This is a genomic window from Pseudomonas sp. S3_B08 (assembly GCF_054667725.1).
The window spans coordinates 5,394,460-5,420,336 of record NZ_CP162750.1 but is presented as its reverse complement, the minus strand read 5'-3'; the positions used below and the strand labels follow the sequence as shown (position 1 = coordinate 5,420,336).

Here is a 25,877-nt window from a genome sequence, read left to right as displayed (position 1 = left end):
CTGCTGTTACTCGTCGTCGTCGAAGTTGTAACTGCCCGGCGCGAGGTTTTCGAAGCGCGTGTACTTGCCGATGAACGCCAGCCGAATAAACCCGATCGGGCCGTTACGCTGTTTGCCGATGATGATTTCGGCAATGCCCTTGTGCTCGGTTTCCGGGTGATACACCTCGTCGCGATAAACGAACATGATCACGTCGGCGTCCTGCTCGATCGCTCCGGATTCGCGCAAGTCGGAGTTGACCGGGCGTTTGTTCGGGCGCTGTTCGAGGGAACGATTGAGCTGCGACAGGGCGACTACCGGGCAGTTGAATTCCTTGGCCAGCGCTTTCAGCGATCGCGAGATCTCGGAAATCTCGTTGGTGCGGTTGTCACCGCTGGAACCGGGGATCTGCATCAGTTGCAGGTAGTCGATCATGATCAGACCGACATCGCCGTGCTCACGCACCAGACGCCGGGTCCGCGCGCGCATTTCCGAAGGGCTGATACCGGCGGTGTCATCGATGAACAGTTTGCGATCATTGAGCAGGTTGACCGCTGACGTCAGGCGCGGCCAGTCGTCATCTTCGAGCTGGCCGGAACGCACCTTGGTCTGGTCGATTCGGCCGAGCGAAGACAGCATACGCATGATCAGCGATTCGCCTGGCATCTCGAGGGAGTAAACCAGGACAGCCTTCTCGCTGCGCAACACGGCGTTTTCCACCAGGTTCATCGCGAAGGTGGTTTTACCCATCGACGGACGGCCGGCGACGATAATCAGGTCGGACGGCTGCAAGCCGCTGGTCTTTTCATCGAGGTCGGTGTAACCCGTAGACAGGCCGGTGATGGCGTCGGCGGTGTTGAACAGGGTATCGATCCGGTCGATAGCCTTGGTCAGCAGCTCATTGACGCCGACCGGGCCGCCGGTCTTCGGCCGCGCTTCGGCGATCTGGAAGATCTGCCGTTCGGCTTCATCGAGGATCTCTTCGGCGGTGCGGCCTTCGGGGTTGAAGGCGCTGTCGGCGATCTCGGTACTGATGCCGATCAGTTGGCGCAACGTCGCACGCTGACGGACGATCTGCGCATAGGCCTTGATGTTGGCGACGGACGGGGTGTTTTTCGCCAGTTCGCCAAGATAGCCGAGGCCACCGACTTGCGACGTCTGACCTTCCTTGTCCAGCTGTTCGGCAAGGGTCACGACATCGATCGGCGAGTTCTGATCAGCCAGTTTGGCGATCGCTCGGAAGATCAGACGGTGGTCATGTCGATAGAAATCGCCATCGGAGACTTGATCGAGCACGCGTTCCCAGGCGTTGTTGTCCAGCATCAGACCACCGAGTACGGCCTGTTCGGCCTCGATGGAATGCGGCGGCACCTTCAGGGCAGCGGTTTGCAGATCGTATTGCTCGGGAGCGGAGATATCGTTCATGGCCACTTGAGTATTAGTGAAAAGCAGGGAATTCAGAAAGACAAAGGGCACGACCTGTAAACAGGATCGTGCCCGATGTTAACCGTCTGACGGACAAGCCGCCAGCCGATCGATGTTGCTTAAGCTGCTACCACGACAACGCGTACGGTGGCTTCAACTTCGGCGTGCAGGTGCACGGCCACGTCGAATTCACCCACGTTGCGGATGGTGCCGTTCGGCAGACGAACTTCGCTCTTCTGCACTTCAACGCCGGAAGCGGTCAGTGCGTCAGCGATGTCGTGAGTACCGATCGAACCGAACAGCTTGCCTTCGTCGCCAGCGGTGGCAGTGATGGTCACTTCCAGCTCGGCCAGTTGGGCAGCACGGCTTTCAGCCGATGCCTTACGGTCTGCGGCGGCTTTTTCCAGCTCGGCGCGACGCTCTTCGAACGCAGCCAGGTTGGCAGCGGTCGCAGCGGTAGCCTTGCCGAAAGGCAGCAGGTAGTTACGGCCGTAACCGGCCTTAACGTTTACTTTGTCGCCCAGGTTGCCCAGGTTGGCGATTTTTTCCAGAAGGATCAGTTGCATGTGAAAATCCTCTAACTTTTAACCTTCACCGTTCGCGCTGTCGGTGTCTTTCGACACGTGACGACCGCGAAAATCAATCAGGCTGTCGACAATGGCCAGAACCACGAGCAACGGATAGATCAGCTGCATGAACAACAGCAGCGTGACGTACAACCCCACCAGCCAGAAACCGGCCAGTCGCTTCTGCCCGACCAGCCCGTGAATCAGGGCTAGCCCGGCGAACACCAGCGGTACACTGCACAACGGCGTCAACATGGCCATCTGTGCACCGAGATTCGGGCCCAGAAGCATCAACGCCAGCAGTAACATCGCCGGCCCCAGCGGGATGCGGATGGCGCGAAACTCGCGACCGAAACCACCCGGGTTGTACAACAACGCCTGCCAATGCCGCCCGACAATCAGGCTCAGCACGCTGACGATCTGCAACAAGGCCGCAATCAGTCCGGTCAGGACCGGTGCAATCAGGGACGCGAAACGCGCTTGCTCATCGACCGACAATTGCTTGTAGGTCTCACCAAGAAGCGCCGGCATGACCTTTATGAGGGCCTGCGCGAGCATCTCGATCTGGGCCGCAAACGCGACCCCGAGCACCACTGAAAACACCACTCCGATCACTACGCTGACCAGCAGCGTGCGGACCCAGGATTCGCTTGCGCGCAAAACCAACGCAAGCCCCGAAGACCCCAGCAGCACCAGAAGTGCCCGTGGGTCATCGGCATACAGCCACCAGATCAATGCCGGCAGCAGTCCCAGTGACAGAACGCCAAGGGCGTCCGTCAATCCGCGCCGCAGCAGCACAAGGCTCCCGGCGGCAGCACCCAACCAATACAACAACGGCAATGTTGCACATCCGGCCACCACGAGAGTGGCCTGCATTCGGCCTCGCATGATGAACTCAGCTAAGGCGCGCATGCATTCAATCCTTTGCTACTTGTCGACTGCCCGGTCTCAGCGGCCGTGGCTGTCGGTGTAGGCCAGCAGGGCCAGGAAGCGGGCGCGCTTGATAGCGGTGGCCAGCTGACGCTGATAACGAGCTTTGGTACCGGTGATGCGGCTTGGAACGATTTTGCCGGTCTCGGATACGTAGGCTTTCAGAGTGTTGAGATCTTTGTAGTCGATCTCTTTCACGTCTTCAGCGGTGAAGCGGCAGAATTTACGACGACGGAAGAAACGTGCCATTTGATAGGCTCCTTAATAAGGTCCGTGGATTACTCGTCAGCGTTATCGCTGTTGTCGCTGTCATCACTGTCGGTGCCTTCGGCGCCTTCGTGCTCAGGACGGTCGCGACGCTCACGGCGCTCACTGCGGTTTTCTTCAGCCTTGAGCATCTCGGACTGGCCGGTAACGGCTTCGTCGCGACGGATGACCAGGTTACGGATCACTGCATCGTTGTAGCGGAAGTTGTCTTCCAGCTCGGCCAGGGCCTTGCCAGTGCACTCAACGTTCAGCATCACGTAGTGAGCCTTGTGAACATTGTTGATTGCGTAGGCCAGTTGACGACGGCCCCAGTCTTCCAGACGGTGGATTTTGCCGCCGTCTTCTTCGATCAGCTTGGTGTAACGCTCAACCATGCCGCCGACTTGCTCGCTCTGATCCGGGTGGACCAGAAAGATGATTTCGTAATGACGCATGAATGCTCCTTACGGGTTGTAGCCTGCCGCTCAAAAACGGTCAGACAAGGAGTGAATGACACTTATGGACTTGCTGGCGCGGGGCACATGCGTACCTGCCGTCACAGCAAGGGGCGCAATTGTAGAGAAGGGACTGCGGGCGCGCAAGGCAATTGGTGATTATTTGAACAATCACCGGGCGACCCGTGTAGGAGCTGCCGAAGACTGCGATCTTTTGACTTTGATTTTTTCAAAGCAAGATCAAAAGATCGCAGCCTCGTTTCACTCGACAGCTCCTACAGGGGATTTGCAGCAGGTCAGGACTTCTTCGCGGCAGCCTTGGCCTTCGCACCGCGCTGGCGCTGGGCTTCGAACAGGCACACGCCGGTGGCGACCGAGACGTTGAGGCTGCTGACGCTGCCGGCCATCGGCAGGTTCACCAGATAGTCGCAATGCTCGCGGGTCAGGCGACGCATGCCTTTGCCTTCGGCGCCCATGATCAGAATGGTCGGGCCGGTCAGGTCCTGGTCATAAATGCTGACCTCGGCTTCACCAGCGGTGCCGACTACCCACAAACCGCGCTGCTGAAGTTTTTCCAACGTGCGCGCCAGGTTGGTCACGGCCACCAGCGGGATCACTTCCGCCGCGCCGCAGGCGACTTTACGCACCACCGGGGTCAGCGTGGCCGACTTGTCTTTCGGCACGATCACCGCCAGCGCACCGGCCGCATCGGCCGAACGCAGGCAGGCGCCGAGGTTGTGCGGATCGGTCACGCCGTCGAGCACCAGCAACAGCGGCGCGCCTTCGGTGCGATCGAGCAACTCGTCGAGCATCGCCTCGCCCCAGACCTGACTCGGGCTGACTTCAGCGACAACGCCCTGATGCACGCCTTCAACCCAGGCGTCCATTTCGCGACGCTCGGCCTGGCCGACCTGAACACGGTTTTCATTGGCCAGCTCGACCAGCGTCTGCACGCGCGGATCGTTGCGGCTTTCCGCCAGCCAGATCTGCTTGACGCGCTTGGGGTGGTGACGCAGCAACGCTTCTACCGCGTGAACGCCGTAGATTTTTTCCAACTGACTCATGACTTCGCCTTCGGTTTACGCGCCCCGCCACTTTTGGCTGGAGCGGAACCCGCTTTTGGCGGGCCCTTACGGTGCTTGCTCGGCTTGGCTGGCTTGCCGTCGGTCGCCCTGTCAGGCGCCGACCGTCCGGTCTTTCCCCCGGACGCCGCTTTACCACCGTTTTTCGCATCGGCCAGCAAGGCCTTCTTCAATTCACGGCTTTTGCGCAGCTCGGCGTTTTTCGCCACGGCATCGCTCGGACGATAGGCTTCGGCAACCTTTTCCTTGGCCGGACGACGGCTGGCGGTTTTCGCTGGAGCCTTTTCTTCCGCAGCCTTGGCAGCAGGCGCAGCGGTTTCGGCGCCACGTTTCTTGCGACCGATCGGCGCGCTGATGGTTTTCTCGGCCATCTCGAAGTCGATCTTGCGCTCATCGAGGTCGACGCGCATGACGCGTACTTCAACGGTGTCGCCAAGACGGAAACTGCGACCGGTGCGCTCGCCCGCCAAGCGGTGATGCACAGGATCGAAGTGGTAGTAATCGCCCGGCAGCGCGGTGACATGCACCAGGCCTTCGACGTAGATATCGGTCAGCTCGACGAACAGACCGAACCCGGTCACAGCGGTGATTACGCCCGGGAACGATTCGCCCACGCGATCCTTCATGAACTCGCACTTGAGCCAGTTCACCACGTCGCGGGTCGCCTCGTCGGCGCGGCGCTCGCTCATCGAGCACTGCTCGCCAAGCTGCTCCAGCGCCGCTTCGTCGTACGGATAGATGCGCGCTTTCGGAATGGTCATCGCACCGGCACGACGAACGTGCGGGGTGTCCTGTTTCGAATGGATCACGCTGCGGATCGCGCGGTGCGTGAGCAGGTCCGGGTAACGACGGATCGGCGAAGTGAAGTGGGTATAGGCTTCGTAATTCAGGCCGAAGTGGCCGTCGTTTTCAGCGCTGTACACCGCCTGACTCAACGAACGCAGCATGACGGTCTGGATCAGATGGAAATCCGGACGATCCTTGATGCTCGCCAGCAGGGCCTGATAATCCTTCGGCGACGGACCGTCCTTGCCTTTGTGCAGGGACAGGCCGAGCTCACCAAGGAATGCGCGCAGCTTTTCCAGACGCTCTGGCGGCGGACCGGCGTGAACGCGATACAGCGCAGGAATTTCGTGCTTCTTGAGGAATTCGGCAGTGGCCACGTTGGCGGCCAGCATGCACTCCTCGATCAGCTTGTGCGCATCGTTGCGCACGGTCGGACGGATTTCCGCGATCTTGCGCTCGGAGCCGAAGATGATCCGGGTTTCCTGGGTTTCGAAATCGATCGCGCCACGCACGTGACGGGCGGCCAGCAATACCTTGTACAACGCGTAGAGCTGCTTGAGGTGCGGGACGACGTCGGTGTACTCGCCACGCAATTTGCGCGCTTCGGTAGCCTTCGGCGTTTCCAGCATCGCGCTGACCTTGTTGTAGGTCAGACGGGCGTGGGAATGGATCACCGCCTCATAGAAGCAGTAGTCGGTCATTTCGCCGGACTTGGAGATGGTCATCTCGCAAACCATGGCCAGACGATCGACTTGCGGGTTCAGCGAGCACAGGCCGTTGGACAGTTGCTCCGGCAGCATCGGGATCACGCGCTCGGGGAAGTACACCGAGTTGCCGCGAACCTGAGCTTCGTTGTCCAGCGCCGAGCCAATCTTCACGTAACTGGAAACGTCGGCAATCGCCACGTACAACTTCCAGCCACCGGAGAACAGACGCAGCTTGCCCGGTTTGGCTTCGCAGTAGACCGCATCGTCGAAGTCGCGGGCGTCTTCGCCGTCGATGGTGACGAACGGCAGATGACGCAGGTCGATGCGCTTCTCTTTGTCTTTTTCTTCGACTTCCGGCTTGAGCTTGGCGGCTTCTTTCACAACCGCTTCAGGCCAGACGTGCGGGATATCGTAGGTGCGCAGGGCAACATCGATTTCCATGCCCGGCGCCATGTAGTTGCCGACCACTTCGACCACATCGCCTTGCGGCTGGAAACGCGGCGTTGGCCAGTGGGTGATTTTCACCTCGACGAATTGACCGATCTGCGCATTGGCGTTGCGGCCCGGGGTGACCAGCACTTCCTGCTGAATCTTCGGATTGTCGGCAACGACAAAACCGATGCCGCCTTCTTCGAAGTAGCGACCAACGATGGTTTCGTGAGCGCGGGACACCACTTCGACGATCACGCCTTCACGGCGACCACGACGATCGAGCCCGGAAACCCGGGCCAGCGCGCGGTCACCGTCGAACACCAGACGCATTTGCGCCGGGCTCATGAACAGGTCGTCGCTGCCGTCGTCCGGCACCAGGAAGCCGAAACCGTCACGGTGACCGCTGATGCGGCCGAGGATCAGGTCGAGCTTGTCCACCGGCGCGTAAGTGCCACGGCGGGTGTAGATCAGTTGAGCGTCGCGCTCCATGGCGCGCAAGCGGCGGCGCAGGGCCTCGATCTGGTCTTCGGTGGTCAGACCAAACTCTTCGACCAGTTGCTCGCGGGCAGCAGGCGAACCCCGATCGGCGAGGTGCGCCAGGATCAGTTCGCGGCTGGGAATAGGGTTTTCGTATTTTTCCGCTTCACGAGCGGCCTCGGGATCGAGGGACTGCCAATCGGCCATTAGAGAGTTTTCACCTTGTCTATATGCGGGTTAGTTTGGCATAGGCGCCGTGAAACGGGAAATTTCCGCTTCTATAAGGCTTTGCATGGCCCTGTATCGACGCTCTGATAGGGTTTTGAACGCCGCTGGTAAAAAAATTCAGTTTTTTCTGCAGCAGGGGTTTACAGTTAAAAAGGCGCTCCGTATAGTGCGCGCCATCGACGACGCACAAGCGCTTTCGATGATGCCCAGGTGGTGAAATTGGTAGACACGCCAGCTTCAGGTGCTGGTGACCTTACGGTCGTGGAAGTTCGAGTCTTCTCCTGGGCACCAATTTCGAGTTTGAGACTAGATCAGTTTCAAGACTCACACAAAACCCGCGAAAGCGGGTTTTTTGCATTTGCGGGAAAGCTTTTGTTCACACTGATTTATTAAAACCAAATCAGGGGTTTACAGATCAAAAAGGCCTCCGTATAGTGCGCCACATCAACAGCGGCAACGCTTGCGATGATTGCCCAGATGGTGAAATTGGTAGACACGCCAGCTTCAGGTGCTGGTGACCTTACGGTCGTGGAAGTTCGAGTCTTCTTCTGGGCACCAATTCAAATTCAAGGTTCAGGCCTTGGATTTCACAAAAACCCGCGAAAGCGGGTTTTTGCGTTTCTGGCTCCCTGAATTTCCGCAGGTCTTGTAGGAGCCGACGAGTGCAACGAGGCTGCGATCTCTTGATCTTGCTTTTCCCCGTAACTCGCAGGAGGCAGATCAAAAGATCGTCCGAACGCGGCCCGAGCCTTCGGCAGCGCCTACCCGATCCCCTTGTCCCGCACAAGGCGCACTTGAGAAACAATATCGTTTATCATTGTTGCAAGTTTTTGCAATGCGACAGTGAGGAACCCTGCGAATGACGTTTCGAAATACCCTGCGCCGAGGCCTGACCTTCACCCTCCTCGGCCTGGCACTCGCCACTCCCCTCACCCAGGCTGCCGATGCGGTTTCCCTGACTCTCTACAACGGCCAGCACAAGGAAGTCGGCGACGCGATTGCCAAGGCTTTCGAAGCCAAGACCGGCATCCACGTCAACGTGCGCAAAGGCAGCAGCAACCAGCTCGCCAGCCAGATCATCGAAGAAGGCGACCGCTCCCCCGCCGATGTGATCTACACCGAAGAGTCGCCGCCGCTGAATAACCTCGGCGAACAGGGTCTGCTGGCCAAGGCCGATGACGCCACGCTGGCAGTTCTGCCGGAAAAATACGTCGCCGCCAATGGCACCTGGATCGGCGTTACCGCCCGCGTACGCGTGGTCGCGTTCAATCCGAAACTGATCGATGAAAAAGACCTGCCGAAATCGGTGATGGAATTTTCCGAGCCGCAGTGGCAGGGCAAGGTCGGCTTCGTTCCGACCAGCGGCGCCTTCCAGGAGCAGGCCGTAGCGATCATCAAGCTGCACGGTCGTGACGCCGCCGAAGAATGGCTGACCGGCCTGCGCGCGTTCGGCAAGACCTACAGCAACAACATGGTCGCGCTCAAAGCGGTGGAAAACGGTGAAGTCGCCACCGTACTGGTGAACAACTACTACTGGTTCGCCCTGCAACGCGAGAAAGGCAAGCTCGATTCCAAATTGCATTACTTCACCGGCGGCGACGCTGGCGGCTTGATCACCGTGTCCAGTGCTGCCGTGCTGAAATCCAGCAAACATCCAAAAGAAGCCCAGCAATTCCTCGCCTTCATGGCCAGCGAAGAAGGTCAGCGCGTGATCACTCAGACCACCGCCGAATACCCGCTGCACAAAGGCATGGAATCGGATCGCGGTCTCAAGCCGTTCAGCGAACTGGAAGCGCCGAACGTCACCCCGGCGGATCTTGGCAACGCAGAAGAAGCCCTGGAACTGGAACGCGAAGTTGGCCTGAACTGATGGCAGCATCGTTATCGGCCCCCGCCGCGCGCGGGGGTTACGTACCAAGACGCAAACGGCCGTCGATATGGCTGGTACTGCCGGTATTGCTACTGGTGTTACTGAGCCTGTTGCCACTGGCCTACGTCGGGGTGAAAGCCTGGCAGGCCGGCTGGGCCGAGGCGCTGCATTTGCTGTGGCGCCCGTATGTGTTTGGCCTGTTGCGCAACACCTTGGCACTGATGGTCGGCGTGACGATCACCTGCGCCGTGATCGGCCTGTCGCTGGCATGGCTACTGGAACGCAGCAATCTGCCGGGTCGACGCCTGTGGGGCGTGATCCTGTGCCTGCCGTTTGCGGTGCCGGCGTTTGTCAGCAGCTTCACCTGGGTGTCGCTGAGTGCACAGTTCGAAGGCCTCGGCGGAGCGATTCTGGTGATGAGCCTGTCGAAGTATCCGCTGATCTTCCTGCCAGTCGCGGCGACCCTGCGCAATCTCGATCCCTCTCTCGAAGAATCCGCCCGCACGCTGGGACAGAATCGCTGGGGCGTGTTTTTCCGCGTCACCCTGCCGCTGTTGTGGCCATCGCTGTTGGCCGGCTCGCTGCTGATTGCCCTGCACATGCTGGTAGAATTCGGCGCGCTGTCGATCATCGGTTTGCATACCTTTACCACGGCGATCTACCAGCAATTCGAACTGGAATTCAGTAACGCCAACGCAGCGATGCTTTCGGCGGTGTTGCTGGCGCTGTGCCTGCTGCTGTTGTGGCTGGAACTGAGGGTGCGCGGCAAGGGCCGGCATGTGCGCACTGGCCAAGGTGCAGCGCGACAGGCTGAGCAAGTAAAGCTTGGGCCATGGGCTGCGGCAGGTCAGTTGTATTGCCTGTTGCTGGCGATTATCGGCAGCGGCGTTCCGCTGGGGATGTTGGCCTACTGGCTGGCGGTCGGTTCGTCGGCAGCGTTCCCGGTAGCAGCAATCACTGAGGCGCTGTTGTCATCGCTGGCATTGTCGTTGGGCGGCGCGGCGTTGTGCCTGGCGCTGGCAGTGCCGGTCGGGCTGCTGGTGGTGCGCTACAAAGGCCAATTGGCAATCTGGGCCGAACGCCTGCCTTATCTGCTGCACGCGCTGCCGGGCCTGGTGATTGCGTTGACGCTGGTGTATTTCGCCCTGCATTACGTGCCGGTGCTGTATCAGACGTCGGGCTTGCTGCTGATCGCCTATGCGCTGCTGTTTCTGCCATTGGCGCAGGCGCCGATTCGTACGGCACTGAACAAGGCTGCACCGCAGCTGGAAGAAGCCGCGCGGACCTTGGGCGCATCGTCGTTCACGGCGTTTTGCCGGGTGACATTACCGATCATTTTCCCGGCACTGGGCGCGGCGTTTGCGCTGGTGTTTCTCGATGCGATGAAGGAATTGACGGCGACGTTGCTGCTCAGCCCAACCGGACTGAATACGCTGGCGACCGAGGTCTGGGCGCATACGGCGAATGTCGAGTTTGCGGCGGCGGCGCCTTATGCGGCGTTGTTGATTGTGGTCTCGGGGCTGCCGGTTTATCTGCTGACGACACGTATGTATCTGAGCCGCTGATACCGTTTTCGCGAGCAGGCTCGCTCCCACAATGGATTGAGTTTCCCTGTGGGAGCGAGCCTGCTCGCGAAGAGGCCAGCCCGGATAACATCAAGCGCGAAACTGCCCCAGGCTAGCCTTCAACTGCGCCGCCAGACCATCCAGCACCTTGCCACTGGCCGTGGTTTCCACCACTGCCTGCGCCGCTTTCTCGGCTTGGGCGTGAATCGTTTCGACGCGCCCACGCACTGCCTGTGCACCCTGCGCCTGATGCGCTGCTGCTTGCGTCGCCAGACCGATCGCCGCATGCACCTGCTCGACCGAAGCCTGCACCGATTGCTGCAAGCGCGCACTGTCGCGCAAGACCAGCAAACCTTCGCTGGCCTGCCGTCCGGCCTGGCCAATCGCCTCGACTGCCTCACGTGCGCCCTGTTGCAGAGCGACGATGTGCGCTTGAATATCACCCGTGGAGCTTTGCGTCTTGCTCGCCAGCGCACGAACTTCATCCGCCACCACGGCAAACCCACGCCCAGTTTCACCGGCCCGCGCCGCCTCGATCGCAGCGTTCAATGCCAGCAGATTGGTCTGTTCGGCGATGCCGTGAATCACCGTCAGCACCACCTCAATCTGCTCGCTCTGCTGCGCCAGTCGCTCGATAACCTTCGCCCCGGTATCGACCTGCCCGGCCAGCGCTTCGATCAGGCTGCCAACCTTCGCCGAAGTCCGGGTGTTCTCATCGGTGGCCTGACGAATATCGACAACCTGCTTGAGCGCCGCCTGCATCGCCTGACTTTCCGACTGCGCCTCGTCTGCCATTTGCGACAGCGCGCGCAGGCTTTCTGCAACTTCATCGCGCTGCATTCCGGCAGCCGCATCGGCGCCAGCGTTGCGCAAAGTCATCGCGCCGATTTCCACGCCAGTGCGCTGAGCGACATCACCCGCCTCGCGTACGATCGGCTGCAATTTATCCACGAAGCGATTGACCGCTGAGGCCATGTCGCCGATTTCATCCTTGCTGTTGATCTGCACACGCTTGGTCAGATCACCCTCGCCTGCTGCCAGATCGTCCATCGCTGCATTGAGCATTTTCAGACGATTGACCACCCGATGACCGAGCACCACGGCCAGCAACAGCAGCACGCCGCAACCGACCAGTGCCAGGCCAAGGCCAATGCGCCAGCGAAGAGTGGCGGCAGCTTCCTGAACGGTTTGTGCGGTGTTGGCTTTCATTTCACCAGCGGTGGCTTGCGCCGATTGCAGGCGCGCCTGCATCGCTTTGGCGCTGTCCGCCGCTGCGCCTTTAAGGCTGTCGCCGACCAGTTGATCGCTGCTGGCAATCAGCGCCAGGAAGCGCTTGTCGAGCTCGGCCAGATCGGTTTCCACCGAGGCTGTGGACACACCCATCAGCACTTTGCCGATTTCCACGCCGTTGGGATTGATCGAGGCCTCGAGGTAGTAGACCGAAGGATCATTCTTCGCCGCATCCAGCACTTTATCCAGCGCGCGCTCGCCCTGACCTTTTTCCAGCAAGGCCTTGTTGATCGGGTTTTCACGGTTGAGATAACGGGTCAGATGCTGGCCGGTGGCGTCGTCATACACCACGAACAGCACGTTGGGATTGCGCTGGGCGCGGCGGGCGAACTCCGAGAGCGTCGGCACGTCGCTGTCCCACATGGCACGCGGCGCTACGGATGCAAGCAACTGCGCCATGTCGTTGGCCGAATCCTTCAGATCCTTTTCCAGCGTCGCTCGCAGCTGCGCCTGCTCTTCTTTCAGACGCGCGGACAGGCCGACCGTCAGGCGCTGACGAGTGCTGGCCGATAACGCATCAAGACTTGAAGTGACTTCACGCCCGGCCTGCTCCAGTTCACCGGAGAGTTTCTGGCTGTCGGCACCCAGGCGCACAGCCAGATCGGCTTCCAGCGCGGTCACCGTGCTCCGCGTCAGGGCAACCGCCACCAACACCTGCACCAAAAGGGCGATACCAAGGGTAACGAACACTGGCCGCAACAAACGGCTTTGTAACAGTGAGAGAACGGCTGACACTTTAAATCCCTCTACTTCTGACGCCATTAATTTGATGGCACTCTTGTAGACAGATTCACAGCAAAGGTCATGCCGTCCAACAGGCATAAACGACAAAGGCCCCGATTAAGGGGCCTTTGTTTTTTACATCAACGACTTATCAAGCAAACGGATGACGCAGAACGATGGTTTCGTTGCGGTCCGGGCCCGTCGAAATAATGTCGATCGGCGCGCCGATCAACTCTTCAACGCGTTTGATGTAGGCACGAGCATTGGCCGGCAGCTCTTCCAGGGTTTTTGCACCCACGGTCGATTCGCTCCAGCCTGGCACTTCTTCGTACACAGGCTGCAGGCCTACGTAGCTGTCAGCATCGGTCGGGGCAACAGCATTGCCTTGCGCGTCTTTGTAGCCGACGCAGATGTTGATGGTTTCCAGACCGTCGAGTACGTCCAGCTTGGTCAGGCAGATGCCCGAGATGCTGTTCACATCGATAGCGCGACGCAGGATGACGGCGTCAAACCAGCCGCAGCGACGGGCACGGCCGGTGGTAGCGCCGAACTCGTGACCCTGCTTGGCCAGGTGTGCACCGACTTCGTCAAACAGCTCGGTCGGGAACGGGCCGGAACCGACGCGAGTGGTGTAAGCCTTGGTGATGCCCAGGATGTAGTCGAGGAACATCGGGCCAACGCCCGAACCGGTCGCCACGCCACCCGCAGTGGTGTTGGAGCTGGTCACGTACGGGTAGGTGCCGTGGTCGATGTCGAGCAACGAACCTTGCGCGCCTTCGAACATGATGTCCTTGCCGGCACGACGCAGATCGTGCAGCTCGGCAGTCACGTCGAGCATCAGCGGCTTGAGCAGCTCAGCGTATTCCTTGCACTCGGCCAGGGTCTTTTCGAATTCGATGGCTGGCTCTTTGTAGTAACCGACCAGCATGAAGTTGTGGTAATCCACCAGTTCCCGCAGCTTGTCTTCGAAGCGCGGCATGTTCAGCAGGTCGCCGACACGCAGGCCACGACGGGCAACTTTATCTTCGTACGCCGGGCCGATGCCGCGACCGGTAGTACCGATCTTCAGCTCGCCACGGGCCTTTTCACGGGCCTGGTCCAGCGCAACGTGGAAGGACAGGATCAGCGGGCAGGACGGGCTGATACGCAAGCGCTCGCGCACCGGTACGCCTTTCTCTTCCAGCTTGGTGATCTCGCGCAGCAGGGCGTCAGGTGCAACCACCACGCCGTTGCCGATCAGGCATTGCACGCCTTCGCGCAGCACGCCCGACGGAATCAGGTGCAAGACGGTTTTCTCGCCGTCGATCACCAGCGTGTGACCCGCGTTGTGGCCACCCTGGTAGCGCACTACGGCGGCAGCATGTTCGGTCAGCAGATCAACGATCTTGCCTTTGCCCTCATCACCCCACTGGGTGCCCAGGACTACGACATTCTTACCCATAACACTTGTCCTCATTCGCGCAAACTTGGTGCCGGCGATGGCCGGCAGGAAAACTCAAGAAGCCAGTGGCGATACTTGCCAAAGCCCGTTCTGCTGAATCAATTGCCGGTCGCAGTCCGCATCACGGGCGGCGGCCAAAGGTTGTCCAGGCAAGGCCTGAACGACACGCTGACCCTCACTGCGCAACTGGCAAACCTGCTGCCAGAGTGCCGCATCCGTACTGTCAGGCATCCAGATACCGCCAGACGGTAGCTCGATCTCAGCACGCCCCAGGGTCACCAGGGTTTTCAAATCGGTAGAGAAACCAGTCGCCGGACGGGCGCGACCGAAGTCGGCACCGATGTCATCGTAACGACCGCCCTGAGCGATGGACTGGCCAACGCCCGGCACGAACACCGCGAACACCACACCGGTGTGGTAGTGGTAGCCGCGCAACTCACCGAGGTCGAAATACAGCGGCAGGTGCGGGAAGCGCACGGAAAGACGCTCGGCGATCGCCAGCAGGTCTTCCAGCGCCGCCAGCACCGGCGCCGGCGCATTGGCCAGACGCTCGCGGGCAGCGCTCAATACTTCACGGCCGCCGCACAGATCAACCAAGGCACGCAGCATCCCCGACAGATCGGCCGGGAGACCTTCGGTCAGGGTAATCACTTCATCGATGGCCTTGCGCTGCAGGGCATCGAACAACTGCTGCTCGACTTCACCGGAAAGACCAGCGGCACGCGCCAGACCACGGTAGATGCCGACATGCCCGAGGTCCATGTGCACGTCCGGCACATCGGCCAGTTGCAGCATGGCCAGCATCAGGCTGATGACTTCGACGTCGCTGCTCGGGCTGGCGTCGCCGTACAGCTCGGCGCCCAGCTGGATCGGGCTGCGCGAGGACGACAATGCACGCGGCTGGGCGTGCAGGACACTGCCTGCGTAGCACAGACGGCTCGGGCCTTCGCGGCGCAGGGTGTGCGCATCGATACGCGCCACCTGCGGTGTGATGTCGGCACGGAAACCCATCTGCCGGCCCGATTGCGGGTCGATGACCTTGAAGGTACGCAGATCCAGGTCCTGGCCCGCGCCGGTCAGCAGGGATTCCAGGTACTCGATATGGGGAGTCACGACGAACTCGTAACCCCAGCTCTGGAACAGATCCAACACCTGACGACGCGCGACTTCAATGCGCGCCGCCTCCGGTGGCAGTACTTCTTCGATGCCATCTGGCAGCAGCCAGCGGTCTACCGTTGCCATTACGCCATTCCCCTTTGATCCGGGCGGCCAGCACTAGGCGAGCCTTGAGTGAAGCAGAAAATGACCGGAGCGTTCAAAACGCACGCGCATGAACGACGCAGCGAAAGGCCGGCTGGCGGCTTCGCCCATCACTTTCCTCGAAAAACGCTCGGGCTATTCAAACCCGATGCCTGCAACAAAAACAGCAATCAAACGTGCAGACGCAAAAAAGCCGGGAATTTCCCGGCTGCCGCATCATACACACGTTTTCCGAAAGGATCACCCCGCCCGAGGTTTTAGCCGCCGGGCGGAATGATTCAGGTCAACGTCGTATCAAGGTTTGGCTTTTTCCAGGTAACGGAAGAAGTCGCTGCTTGGGTCGAGGACCAGGACGTCGGATTTGTTCGCGAAGCTTTCACGGTAGGCACGCAGGCTACGGTAGAAACCGTAGAACTCCTGATCCTGACCGTAGGCCTTGGAGTAGATCGCAGCTGCCTGGGCGTCACCGTCACCGCGAACCTCTTCGGATTCACGATAGGCTTCGGCCAGCAGCACGCGGCGTTGACGATCGGCGTCGGCACGGATGCCTTCGGCCAGCTCGTTACCCTTGGCGCGGTGCTCGCGAGCTTCACGCTCACGCTCGGTGCTCATACGCTCGAACACACTGCGGTTCACTTCCTTCGGCAGATCAATGGCCTTGACCCGGACATCAACCACTTCGATACCCAGCTCTTTTTCCGCCATCTTGTTCAGCGATGCAGTGATGTCAGCCATCAGCGCATCACGCTCACCCGACACCACTTCGTGCAGGGTGCGCTTGCCGAACTGGTCACGCAGCCCCGATTCGAGACGACGGGACAGACGCTCGTCGGCGATCTGCTTCAGACCCGAAGTCGCGGTGTAGAAGCGCTCGGCATCTTTCACCCGCCACTTGGCGTAGGCATCGACCATCACGGCTTTCTTTTCCAGGGTCAGGAAGCGCTGCGTCGGCGCATCCAGCGTCAGCAGACGCGCATCGAATTTGCGCACCTGGTTGACGTAAGGCACTTTCACATGCAGACCTGGCTGGACATCCGCCTGAACCACACGGCCGAATTGCAGCAGCACCGCGCGCTCGGTCTGAGCGACGATGTAGAAGCAATTCCAGCCCACCAGTACCACAACGACGCCAACGATCAGGGCGATCAGCGATTTATTGCTCATCAGCGGGTCTCCCTTGTACGCGTCTGCGGCACGTCAGTGACATGCGGCGTGACGTCCGTGTTGTTGCTGGCGGCCGAACCGGTCACCGGTGCGTTGCCCGAGCTGTTCTGGATCATTTTGTCCAACGGCAGGTAAAGCAGATTGCTCTGGCCGTTCTTGTTGCCGGTCACGAGCACCTTGCTGGTGTTGCTGAAGACTTCCTGCATGGTGTCCAGGTACAGACGCTCGCGGGTGACTTCAGGTGCCTTGCGATACTCGGCGACCAGTTTGGTGAAGCGATCGGCCTCACCCTTGGCGCGCGAGATGGTCTCGTCGCGATAACCGTTGGCATCTTCGATGATGCGCTGGGCCTGACCACGGGCTTCCGGCACAACGCCGTTGGCGTAGGTTTCAGCCTGGTTGCGCGAACGCTGCTCGTCTTCACGGGCGCGGATCACGTCATCGAAAGCTTCCTGCACTTCACGCGGTGCTGCTGCGCTCTGTACGTTGACCTGGGTGACGGTGATACCGGTGCGATAGGTATCGAGGAAACGTTGCAGACGCTCCTTGATTTCGCTGGCCATCAATTCACGACCTTCGGTCAGCACCTGGTCCATGGCGGTAGAACCGACCACGTGACGCAGTGCACTTTCGGTCGCGTGCTGCAGACTGATTTCCGGCTGATCGACGTTCAGCACGAAGTCCTGCAGGTTGCTGATCTTGTACTGCACGGTCAGCGGCACTTCGACGATGTTCTCGTCTTCAGTCAGCATCTGGCCCTGCTTGGTGTACGCACGCTCACGCGTCACGTTCTCCATGTACTTCTTGTCGATCGGCGGGAAGTAGATGTTCAGGCCCGGGCCGACAGTCTCGTAGTACTTGCCGAAGCGCAGCACAACGGCTTGCTCCTGCTCGTCCACCACGTAGACCGCGCTGTACAGCCAGACAGCCGCCAACACGACCAGGCCGATGCCGAGCAGACCGCCGAAGCCGCCACTGCTGCGCCCCGACCCGCCGCCGTCATCACCGCGTTTCTTACCACCACCGAACAACCCGTTCAGGCTTTCCTGCAGCTTTCGGAAGGCCTCGTCGAGATCCGGTGGTCCCTTGCGGTCGCCGTTATTGCGGCGCTTGCCACCCCAGGGATCCTGATTATTCGAGTTGCCACCCGGCTCATTCCAAGCCATAGCGCTCTCCATCTGATAAAGCAAAGACGCACCCACGGCGCGCCGACCAATGCTACAGAATGCCTGCCGTTGCGGCACAACCGCTTTGTCAGGCTTTTATTGCAAAGTGTGTTGCTCGATGAATTCCATCGGCTGCAATCCTTCGCGGCTTACCAATCGATTCAGCTCGATCCGGGGCAAACGAACGGCCAGCAGGCTGACACCTTCATCATCGTATTCTTCTTTCTGCACCGCCCCGAGTTCGAAGAACTGCGCACGCAGCCGAGCGAATCGTTGCGGCAAGCGCAAGGTACCGACGAACAGATCACTGCCGAGCAACTCGGCGATGGCCTGTTCAAGCAATTCCAGACCGCTGCCATCACGCGCCGAGAGCCAGACCCGTTGCGGCTTGCCATCGGCATCGCGCTGGATCTGCGGCTCGACGCCTTCAAGCAAATCGAGTTTGTTATAGACCTCGAGGATCGGCAAGTCCTGGGCACCAATCTCGCCCAGCACCACCATCACCTGCTCGATCTGCAACATGCGATCCGGTTCAGCCGCATCGATCACGTGCAACAGCAGGTCGGAATTGCTCGACTCTTCGAGCGTAGACCGAAATGCCTCGACCAGCTTGTGTGGCAGGTGACGAATGAACCCCACGGTGTCGGCGAGGACGATCGGACCGAGGTCGTCAAGCTCCAGCCGGCGCAGGGTCGGGTCGAGCGTGGCGAACAACTGATCGGCCGCGTACACCTCGGACTTCGTCACGTTGTTGAAGAGTGTCGATTTTCCGGCGTTGGTGTATCCCACCAGCGAAACGGTAGGGATGTCCGCACGGGATCGGCCACGGCGCGACTGCTCGCGCTGACTGCGCACCTTCTCCAGCCGCCCCTTGATCTGGCGCAGGCGAACCCGCAGCAGACGGCGGTCGGTTTCCAGCTGGGTTTCACCCGGACCGCGCATACCGATACCGCCACCCTGACGCTCAAGGTGAGTCCAGCCGCGAACCAGCCGCGTGCTCATGTGGTCAAGCTGGGCCAGTTCGACCTGCAGCTTGCCCTCATGGGTGCGTGCGCGTTGGGCGAAAATATCGAGAATCAGCCCGGTGCGGTCGATCACGCGACACTCGAAGACACGTTCGAGGTTGCGTTCCTGACTGGGCGTGAGGATGTGATTGAAAATCACCAGATCGGCTTCTTCAGCCTTGACCAGGTCGCGCAGTTCCTCGACCTTGCCGCTGCCGATCAGATATTTGGCGGTTGGCCGATGACGCGGCACGTTAAAAAACGCGACGGTCTCGGCGCCAGCCGAATTTGCCAACTCCTGAAACTCCTGCGGATCTTCGCGCGCCTCAGGGTCCTGTCCATCCAAGTGAACGAGGATGACTCGTTCACCACCACCGTGGCGCTCAAAGAACAAAGGAGACTCCTATCAGGCGTTACCCGGCGCTGCATCGGCATCGCCCTGTTCGTTTTCGGTTGCGCTAGGCAGACGAATTGGACGAACCGGCACGACGGTCGAGATAGCGTGTTTGTAGACCATCTGGCTTACGGTGTTTTTCAGCAGGATCACGAACTGGTCGAACGACTCGATCGTCCCTTGCAGCTTGATACCGTTGACCAGATAGATGGAAACCCCGACTTTCTCTTTACGTAAAGTGTTCAGGTAAGGGTCTTGTAGCGAATGCCCTTTTGACATGTGCCGCACTCCTTTAAGGATTCAATAATAAAAACAGGTAAATTCAGATGGCTTCGGCCGTCACACCCCCAAGGATAGACGGCAATTGCAAGGACTCAGCTCAATATGGAGATGGTCCCAAGGTATTTCAAGGCGCGTGGCAGATTGTCGCAATCAAGACTGTCCAGCCAATGCAAATCGTCCCAGCTGCGCAGCCAGGTAAACTGGCGTTTGGCCAATTGGCGCGTGGCGATGATGCCCCGCTCCTGCATCTGGGCCAATGTCAGCTTGCCGTCCAGGTAATCCCAGACTTGGCGGTAGCCTACCGCACGTATAGACGGCAACCCCGAATGCAGGTCACTTCTTTTACGCAGGGCTACGACCTCGTCGATGAATCCCTGTTCCAACATATTTGTGAATCTTTGTTCAATTCGCTGGTGCAGAACCTGACGATTCGCCGGAGCAATGGCCAGGTTCGCGACAGTATAGGGCAATTGTTGCCGTCCCGAAGCGGCTGCTTCAGTACTTTGCACAGATTGTTGCTCGCGCAGAGCGGTCATGCTCTGCCCGCTGACTCGATACACTTCCAGTGCCCGACTCAAGCGTTGCGGATCATTGGGATGGATGCGCGCCGCCGACACCGGATCGATCTGCGCCAACTGTTCGTGCAGGGCTTGCCAGCCGAGGCGTGCAGCTTCTTCCTCGATCTGCGCGCGGACCTCGGGATCGGCTGCCGGCATGTCCGCCAGACCTTCGACCAGAGCCTTGTAATAGAGCATGGTGCCGCCGACCAGCAGCGGGATCTTTCCTCGCCCAGTGATTTCGGCCATGGCCTGCAACGCGTCGCGACGGAAATCGGCAGCGGAATACGCTTCAGCGGGGTCGAGGATGTCGATCAGCCGGTGCGGGTATTCGGCCAACAACTCTTTCGAAGGCTTGGCCGTGCCGATGTCCATGCCGCGGTAGACCAGCGCCGAATCGACACTGATCAATTCGCACGGCAGCACCTTGGTCAGCTCGATGGCCAGATCGGTCTTGCCCGCAGCGGTCGGGCCCATCAGGAAAATCGCTGGAGGCAGCTGGCTCATCAACGACCGCGCAGGAACAGTTTGTCCAGATCGTCCAGGCCCAATTGGGTCCAGGTCGGTCGGCCATGGTTGCATTGACCGCTGCGCTCGGTGTTTTCCATATCGCGCAGCAGACCGTTCATTTCCGGCAGGGCCAGACGCCGGTTGGCGCGGATCGCGCCGTGGCAGGCCATGGTGCCGAGCAGTTCGTTGAGGTGCGCCTGGATACGGTCACTGGTGCCGTATTCCATCAGGTCAGAGAGCACGTCGCCGACCAGTCGATTGGCTTCGGCCTGCTTGAGCAAAGCGGGAATCTGCCGGATCGCCAGGGTTTCCGGCCCCAGTCGCTGCAATTCAAAACCAAGACGCTGAAACCAAGCGGCGTGTTCTTCAGCGCAATCGGCCTCGCGCTGACTGACCGCCAGCGATTCCGGCACCAGCAACGGCTGGCCACTGAGACCTTCGCTGGCCATGGCGATTTTCAGGCGCTCGTACATGATTCGCTCGTGGGCGGCATGCATGTCCACCAGCACCAGGCCATGGGCGTTTTCGGACAAAATATAGATGCCCTTGAGCTGCGCCAGTGCATAGCCGAGCGGCGGGATATCTTCCTGACCGGTTGGCAGCGCGCTGGCATTGGCTTCAGGCAGCGGCGCGAAAAATTCCTTGTATGCGGCTTGCGCCTCGGCAGCGGGCAGCGCCGATTGCGGACGCGGCGTGTATTGATACTGATAAGCGCCGCCAGCGCTAGCCCCGGACGGAGTATTGAACACCGGCTGCGCCTGAGGCTGCTCCAGCAGCGCATTGGCGGCTAGACGCATCTCGCCTTGCGGGCCGAACTCGCCAGCCTCGATCCCACTCGGCCGAACGATCGCCGTGGTGACCGAGCCGGCAAGTTGATCTTCCGGACGCACATCGCCCAGCGCACGGTGCAGCGTGCCATACAGGAAATCGTGGACCATGCGCCCGTCACGGAAACGCACTTCGTGTTTGGTCGGGTGCACGTTGACGTCTACCGCTGCGGGATCGACCTCGAAAAACAGCGCGAAGGTCGGGTGCCGACCATTGAACAGCACGTCGCGATAAGCCTGGCGTACCGCGTGGGCCACCAGTTTGTCGCGCACCGCACGGCCGTTTACGAAGAAATACTGCAAATCCGCCTGACTGCGGTTGAAGGTCGGCAAACCGACCCAGCCCCACAGGTGCAAGCCATTGCGTTCGATCTCGATCGGCAACGCCTGCTCAAGGAAACCCGAACCGCAGATCGCCGCCACACGCCGGGCGCGGGCTGCATCATCGTGGGCCTCGTGCAGGCTGAGGATGGTCTTGCCGTTGTGGCGCAGATGAAAAGCCACGTCGAAGCGCGCCAGCGCCAGACGCTTGATCACTTCCTGCAGGTGATCGAATTCGGTTTTTTCGGTCTTGAGAAATTTGCGCCGGGCCGGGGTGTTGAAGAACAGGTCGCGGACTTCCACCGAAGTGCCGACCGGATGCGCCGCCGGCTGCACGCGCGGCGCCATGTCCCGGCCTTCGGTTTCGACCTGCCAGGCCTGATCGGCATCGCGGGTGCGCGAGGTCAGGGTCAGACGCGCCACGGAGCTGATCGACGCCAGCGCCTCGCCCCGGAACCCCAGGCTCATCACCTGCTCGAGATCTTCGAGGTTGCGAATCTTGCTGGTGGCGTGACGGGCCAGGGCCAACGGCAGGTCATCGGCGGAAATACCGCTGCCGTCATCGCGCACGCGCAGCAACTTGACGCCGCCCTGCTCGACATCGACGTCAATACGCTTGGCGCCAGAGTCGAGGCTGTTTTCCAGCAACTCCTTGATCACCGAAGCCGGGCGCTCGACCACCTCACCAGCGGCGATCTGGTTCGCCAGTCGTGGGCTGAGCAGCTCGATGCGCGCGGTGTTCATTACCTGGTTCATTCTTTGGACGCCAGTTCGGTGCCTGGAATGGTCAGGTGCTGACCGACTTTCAGCTCATCGCTTTTCAGATTGTTGGCGGCGCGCAAGGTGGCCGGCGAAACCTGATAGCGCACGCCGATCATCGCCAGGGTTTCCCCCGGCCCGACGCGGTGGTCGCGCGGGCCTTGGGCAATCTTGCCGGAATCACGCAGCCAGGCGATGTAGGTGCCCGGCGGCGGATTCTGCTGGAAGAACTGGCGCACGCCGCTGCTGATCGAACGGGCCAGCGCTTGCTGATGGCTCGATGCGGACAGCTTGTTCGCTTCGTTGGCGTTGGAAATAAAGCCGGTTTCAACCAGGATCGATGGAATGTCCGGCGACTTCAACACCATGAAGCCGGCCTGTTCCACGCGCTGTTTGTGCAGCGGCGTAACGCGACCGATGTTGGTCAGCACCTTTTGCCCGACGTTGAGACTGGAGGTCAGCGACGCAGTCATCGACAGGTCGAGCAACACGCCGGCGAGCATGCGGTCCTTGTCGTCGAGGCTGACGTTGCCGGCACCACCGATCAGGTCGGATCGGTTTTCACTGTCGGCCAGCCAGCGGGCAGTCTCGGAGGTAGCGCCACGATCGGACAGGGCGAACACCGAAGCACCGAAAGCGGCCGCGGACGGCGCAGCGTCGGCGTGGATCGAGACGAACAGGTCGGCGCCCTTCTTGCGGGCGATTTCGGTACGCCCGCGCAATGGAATGAAGTAGTCGCCGGTACGGGTCAGCTCGGCGCGGAAGCCTTTCATGCCGTTGACCTGACGCTGCAATTCGCGGGCGATCTGCAGCACCACGTCTTTCTCACGCTGGCCGCGCGAGCCGGAAGCGCCCGGGTCTTCGCCACCGTGGCCGGCGTCGATGACAACGATAATGTCGCGCTTGCCGGCCGGGGCTGGCGGCAACTTGATCGCCGGTTCGGTCGGAGTCACCGGCACCGCCGGCACGGTCGCCACCGATGGCGTCGGGGCTGGCGGCGGCGCGGCATCGGCCGGGTTGTCGAACAGATCGACCACCAGACGGTTGCCGTACTGCGCGTTCGGCGCCAGCGAGAAGCTTTTCGGGGTGACGGCTTTTTTCAGGTCGATGACCACCCGCAGGTCGGTCGGTGTGCGCTGGGCTGAGCGCATCGCGGTGATAGGCGTGTTCGCGGTCTGCACGTTCAACGGCGCGCCGAGGGTGGCGCCGTTGATGTCGATCACCAGCCGATCAGGGGCTGTCAGGGTGAAAACGCTGTGCTGCACCGGCCCGCTGAGGTCAAAGACCAGTCGCGTATTGTCCGGCGCACGCCACAGGCGCACGCTGTTGACCTTTGAATCGGCCACAGCGTTGACGGTTACTGCCATCAACATCAGTCCAGCGGCAGCCACCAACGCGCGAAAGCGCATACCAAACCCCATCATTTAATTGGATTCCAATGCCAAAGCGGCACACCAGGCCTCGCCACGCGAGCCCTGGGCTAAAATTTTCAGCGAACGCCCGCTGTCTTGCGGGCTAATGGTAATGGTCAGGTCAGGCTTTGGCAAAAAGCCTGCACCTTTATCGGGCCATTCGATCAGGCACAGGGCATCGTCTTCGAAGTAGTCGCGGATGCCGAGAAACTCCAGCTCCTCGGGATCGACCAAACGATAGAGGTCGAAGTGGAAGGCACGTATGTCACCGATCTCGTAGGGCTCGACCAATGTGAAGGTCGGACTTTTTACCGCGCCGACATGCCCCAGCCCACGAATGATGCCCCGTGACAGGGTGGTTTTGCCCATACCCAGATTACCTTCAAGAAAAATCAGGCCATGGCCCTGGGTGACGCGGGCGATCCGTGCGCCAAAGTCGCTCATTGCCTGTTCATCGGCCAGGTACAGGGTTACTTCAGACACGGTGCTTGCTCCTCCAACAACTGACGAATGGCTGGAATCAGATCACTGGCCGCCAGCCCACGGCCGAATTTGCCTTGTTGCATGCCGGCGTTGGCGTGCAGCCAGACGGCCAGGCATGCCGCATCGAACGCGCCCATGCCCTGGGCCAGCATTGCGCCGGTCAGACCGGCCAGCACATCGCCGAGCCCGCCCGTGGCCATCGTCGGATGACCCTGATGACACAAGGCCAGACGCCCATCGGGATGGGCGATCAGACTGCCGGCCCCTTTCAGAACCACTACCGCTGAATACTTTTTGCTCAACGCCAGAGCAGCGGCCGGGCGATCGGCCTGCACTTCGGCGGTACTGATGCCAAGCAAGCGCGCCGCTTCACCCGGATGCGGGGTGATCACGCAATCCTTGGGCAACTGGACAAAATCGCTGGCCAGCAGGTTCAACGCGTCGGCGTCCCACACTTGCGGCAACGCAGCATTGGCGGCCGCCGACGACAGGGCACGGCCCCAACTGGCCTGACCGAGACCCGGTCCGACCACCAGCACCGAAACCTTTTCCAGCAGCCCCATCAGTTGATTGGCTGACGAAGTGCCGAGCGCCATCGCCTCCGGGACCCGAGTCAGCGCCGCCGGCACATGCTCTGGGCGAGTCGCTAGCGAGACCATGCCCGCGCCGCCGCGCAAGGCCATTTCCGTGCTGAGCAGAATCGCTCCGCCGAAACCGTGATCGCCGCCGATCAGCAACACGTGGCCAAAGCGGCCCTTGTGCGAGGTCGGCGCGCGCGGCGCAAGTGCTGGAAGATTAGCGGCGCTCAGGCGCTGAGCGCAGACAGGAATGTCACTGAAAATTTCGTCGGGGGCTTGCAGGTCGCTGAAGACCAGCTCACCGATATGATCCGCAGCATCACCGGTCAACAGTCCGACCTTCATACCAATGAAGGTCACCGTTAGATCGGCGCATACCGCGACACCCAGTTCACACCCGGTATCGGCACACAGCCCGGAAGGAATATCGACCGCCGCTACCGGCAAGCCGCAGGCGTTGATCGCCTTGATCGCCGAGGCATAGGGCTCACGCACTTCGCCGCTCAGGCCAGTGCCGAGCAAGGCATCGAGGACGACACCGCGCAGCTCGCTTTGCCCCTGCCAGCCTTGCACCACAACACCAGCAGCCACGGATTCGGCATGGGCCAGTGCGGCATCGCCCTGCAAACGTTGCGGATCGCCGACGGCGAGAACGCGCACGGTCCAGCCGGCCCGCAGCGCCAACCCGGCCACCAGATAACCGTCACCGGCATTGTTGCCATGGCCGGCGAGCACGGTCAGCTCGTTCGCGCCCGGCCATTTGCGCACCAGTGCGCGCCACGTCGCGCGGGCGGCGCGTTGCATCAATTCGAAGCCCGGCGTGCCGGCGGCGATCAGCCGCGCGTCGAGTTCGCGCACCTGCGCGGCGCGGTACAGCGCGTCGGGTAATTCATCTTTCGTCTGCGGCATGCGTCTTCGGGCTCCGATGTCTGGCAGAATTATACGCACCTCAGCTCCG

General features: G+C 60.7%; 22 protein-coding genes and 2 tRNA genes. 5 read left to right on the top strand and 19 right to left on the bottom strand.

Annotated elements, in window-relative coordinates; all coding sequences use genetic code 11:
- Positions 1-6: 6 nt before the first annotated feature.
- From dnaB to rnr, 7 genes are all read right to left on the bottom strand, one after another.
- Positions 7-1,404 (bottom strand): replicative DNA helicase, encoded by a 1,398-nt coding sequence (gene dnaB, locus AB4N73_RS24450; RefSeq protein WP_016771936.1) that lies wholly within the window; start codon positions 1,402-1,404, stop codon positions 7-9.
- 119 nt (positions 1,405-1,523) lie between these two features.
- Positions 1,524-1,970: a 50S ribosomal protein L9 gene (gene rplI, locus AB4N73_RS24445; protein ID WP_003221136.1), complete on the bottom strand. Its 447-nt coding sequence runs from the start codon at positions 1,968-1,970 to the stop codon at positions 1,524-1,526.
- A gap of 18 nt (positions 1,971-1,988) precedes the next feature.
- Positions 1,989-2,882, bottom strand: coding sequence for a hypothetical protein (locus AB4N73_RS24440; RefSeq protein WP_016771937.1), 894 nt, complete (start codon positions 2,880-2,882; stop codon positions 1,989-1,991).
- A 36-nt stretch (positions 2,883-2,918) separates the two neighbouring features.
- Positions 2,919-3,149 carry a 30S ribosomal protein S18 gene (gene rpsR / locus AB4N73_RS24435; protein WP_002551829.1) on the bottom strand — a complete coding sequence of 77 codons (231 nt, stop codon included), beginning with the start codon at positions 3,147-3,149 and terminating at the stop codon, positions 2,919-2,921.
- 29 nt (positions 3,150-3,178) lie between these two features.
- Positions 3,179-3,601 (bottom strand): 30S ribosomal protein S6, encoded by a 423-nt coding sequence (rpsF, locus tag AB4N73_RS24430; RefSeq protein WP_016771938.1) that lies wholly within the window; start codon positions 3,599-3,601, stop codon positions 3,179-3,181.
- A gap of 296 nt (positions 3,602-3,897) precedes the next feature.
- Positions 3,898-4,665 (bottom strand): 23S rRNA (guanosine(2251)-2'-O)-methyltransferase RlmB, encoded by a 768-nt coding sequence (gene rlmB, locus AB4N73_RS24425; protein WP_252877333.1) that lies wholly within the window; start codon positions 4,663-4,665, stop codon positions 3,898-3,900.
- Positions 4,662-7,292: a ribonuclease R gene (rnr, locus tag AB4N73_RS24420; protein WP_024011371.1), complete on the bottom strand. Its 2,631-nt coding sequence runs from the start codon at positions 7,290-7,292 to the stop codon at positions 4,662-4,664. Before rnr ends, rlmB begins: the two co-directional genes overlap by 4 nt.
- Before the next feature lie 225 nt (positions 7,293-7,517).
- On the opposite strand from rnr, the gene AB4N73_RS24415 reads away from it, so the two are divergent.
- The 4 genes from AB4N73_RS24415 (at position 7,518) to AB4N73_RS24400 (ending at position 10,748) form a co-directional block, all read left to right on the top strand.
- Positions 7,518-7,604: transfer RNA gene (locus AB4N73_RS24415), tRNA-Leu, on the top strand.
- A gap of 180 nt (positions 7,605-7,784) precedes the next feature.
- Positions 7,785-7,871 (top strand) — tRNA-Leu (locus tag AB4N73_RS24410).
- 301 nt (positions 7,872-8,172) lie between these two features.
- The gene (locus tag AB4N73_RS24405) at positions 8,173-9,183 is read left to right on the top strand and encodes an extracellular solute-binding protein (RefSeq protein ID WP_016771941.1); all 1,011 of its coding nucleotides are present in this window, start codon (positions 8,173-8,175) and stop codon (positions 9,181-9,183) included.
- Complete coding sequence (locus AB4N73_RS24400) at positions 9,183-10,748, top strand: ABC transporter permease (RefSeq protein WP_460142651.1); 1,566 nt, start codon at positions 9,183-9,185, stop codon at positions 10,746-10,748. Before AB4N73_RS24405 ends, AB4N73_RS24400 begins: the two co-directional genes overlap by 1 nt.
- Positions 10,749-10,838: 90 nt before the next feature.
- On the opposite strand, the gene AB4N73_RS24395 is transcribed toward AB4N73_RS24400, so the two are convergent.
- The 3 genes from AB4N73_RS24395 to AB4N73_RS24385 form a co-directional block, all read right to left on the bottom strand.
- The gene (locus tag AB4N73_RS24395) at positions 10,839-12,773 is read right to left on the bottom strand and encodes a methyl-accepting chemotaxis protein (protein ID WP_041480726.1); all 1,935 of its coding nucleotides are present in this window, start codon (positions 12,771-12,773) and stop codon (positions 10,839-10,841) included.
- 139 nt (positions 12,774-12,912) lie between these two features.
- Positions 12,913-14,202 carry an adenylosuccinate synthase gene (locus AB4N73_RS24390; protein WP_016771943.1) on the bottom strand — a complete coding sequence of 430 codons (1,290 nt, stop codon included), beginning with the start codon at positions 14,200-14,202 and terminating at the stop codon, positions 12,913-12,915.
- A 54-nt stretch (positions 14,203-14,256) separates the two neighbouring features.
- Positions 14,257-15,444 carry an ATP phosphoribosyltransferase regulatory subunit gene (locus tag AB4N73_RS24385; protein WP_095180957.1) on the bottom strand — a complete coding sequence of 396 codons (1,188 nt, stop codon included), beginning with the start codon at positions 15,442-15,444 and terminating at the stop codon, positions 14,257-14,259.
- Between the two features lie 88 nt (positions 15,445-15,532).
- On the opposite strand from AB4N73_RS24385, the gene AB4N73_RS24380 reads away from it, so the two are divergent.
- A complete protein-coding gene (locus AB4N73_RS24380) occupies positions 15,533-15,739 on the top strand; it encodes a hypothetical protein (protein WP_143497950.1) in 207 nt (68 codons plus the stop codon).
- Positions 15,740-15,756: 17 nt separating this feature from the next.
- Here AB4N73_RS24380 and hflC read toward each other — a convergent pair whose 3' ends face one another.
- From hflC to AB4N73_RS24335, 9 genes are all read right to left on the bottom strand, one after another.
- Positions 15,757-16,626, bottom strand: coding sequence for a protease modulator HflC (gene hflC / locus AB4N73_RS24375; protein WP_016771945.1), 870 nt, complete (start codon positions 16,624-16,626; stop codon positions 15,757-15,759).
- Positions 16,626-17,792 (bottom strand): FtsH protease activity modulator HflK, encoded by a 1,167-nt coding sequence (gene hflK / locus AB4N73_RS24370; RefSeq protein WP_024011368.1) that lies wholly within the window; start codon positions 17,790-17,792, stop codon positions 16,626-16,628. Before hflK ends, hflC begins: the two co-directional genes overlap by 1 nt.
- Before the next feature lie 96 nt (positions 17,793-17,888).
- Entirely contained in the window at positions 17,889-19,190 is a 1,302-nt protein-coding gene (gene hflX, locus AB4N73_RS24365) for a ribosome rescue GTPase HflX (protein ID WP_041480728.1), read from the bottom strand.
- Positions 19,191-19,202: 12 nt separating this feature from the next.
- On the bottom strand, positions 19,203-19,469 hold the full coding sequence (gene hfq / locus AB4N73_RS24360; RefSeq protein ID WP_016771947.1) for an RNA chaperone Hfq: 267 nt from the start codon (positions 19,467-19,469) through the stop codon (positions 19,203-19,205).
- Between the two features lie 95 nt (positions 19,470-19,564).
- A complete protein-coding gene (gene miaA / locus AB4N73_RS24355) occupies positions 19,565-20,536 on the bottom strand; it encodes a tRNA (adenosine(37)-N6)-dimethylallyltransferase MiaA (protein ID WP_150638272.1) in 972 nt (323 codons plus the stop codon).
- Entirely contained in the window at positions 20,536-22,443 is a 1,908-nt protein-coding gene (mutL, locus tag AB4N73_RS24350; protein WP_460142650.1) for a DNA mismatch repair endonuclease MutL, read from the bottom strand. The genes miaA and mutL overlap by 1 nt, the downstream gene beginning before the upstream one ends.
- Positions 22,440-23,819, bottom strand: a complete 1,380-nt coding sequence (locus AB4N73_RS24345) for an N-acetylmuramoyl-L-alanine amidase (protein WP_370593506.1) — start codon at positions 23,817-23,819, stop codon at positions 22,440-22,442. Before AB4N73_RS24345 ends, mutL begins: the two co-directional genes overlap by 4 nt.
- 51 nt (positions 23,820-23,870) lie before the next feature.
- Positions 23,871-24,341 carry a tRNA (adenosine(37)-N6)-threonylcarbamoyltransferase complex ATPase subunit type 1 TsaE gene (tsaE, locus tag AB4N73_RS24340; protein ID WP_016771950.1) on the bottom strand — a complete coding sequence of 157 codons (471 nt, stop codon included), beginning with the start codon at positions 24,339-24,341 and terminating at the stop codon, positions 23,871-23,873.
- Positions 24,329-25,828 carry an NAD(P)H-hydrate dehydratase gene (locus AB4N73_RS24335; RefSeq protein ID WP_460142649.1) on the bottom strand — a complete coding sequence of 500 codons (1,500 nt, stop codon included), beginning with the start codon at positions 25,826-25,828 and terminating at the stop codon, positions 24,329-24,331. The genes tsaE and AB4N73_RS24335 overlap by 13 nt, the downstream gene beginning before the upstream one ends.
- Between the last annotated feature and the right edge of the window lie 49 nt (positions 25,829-25,877).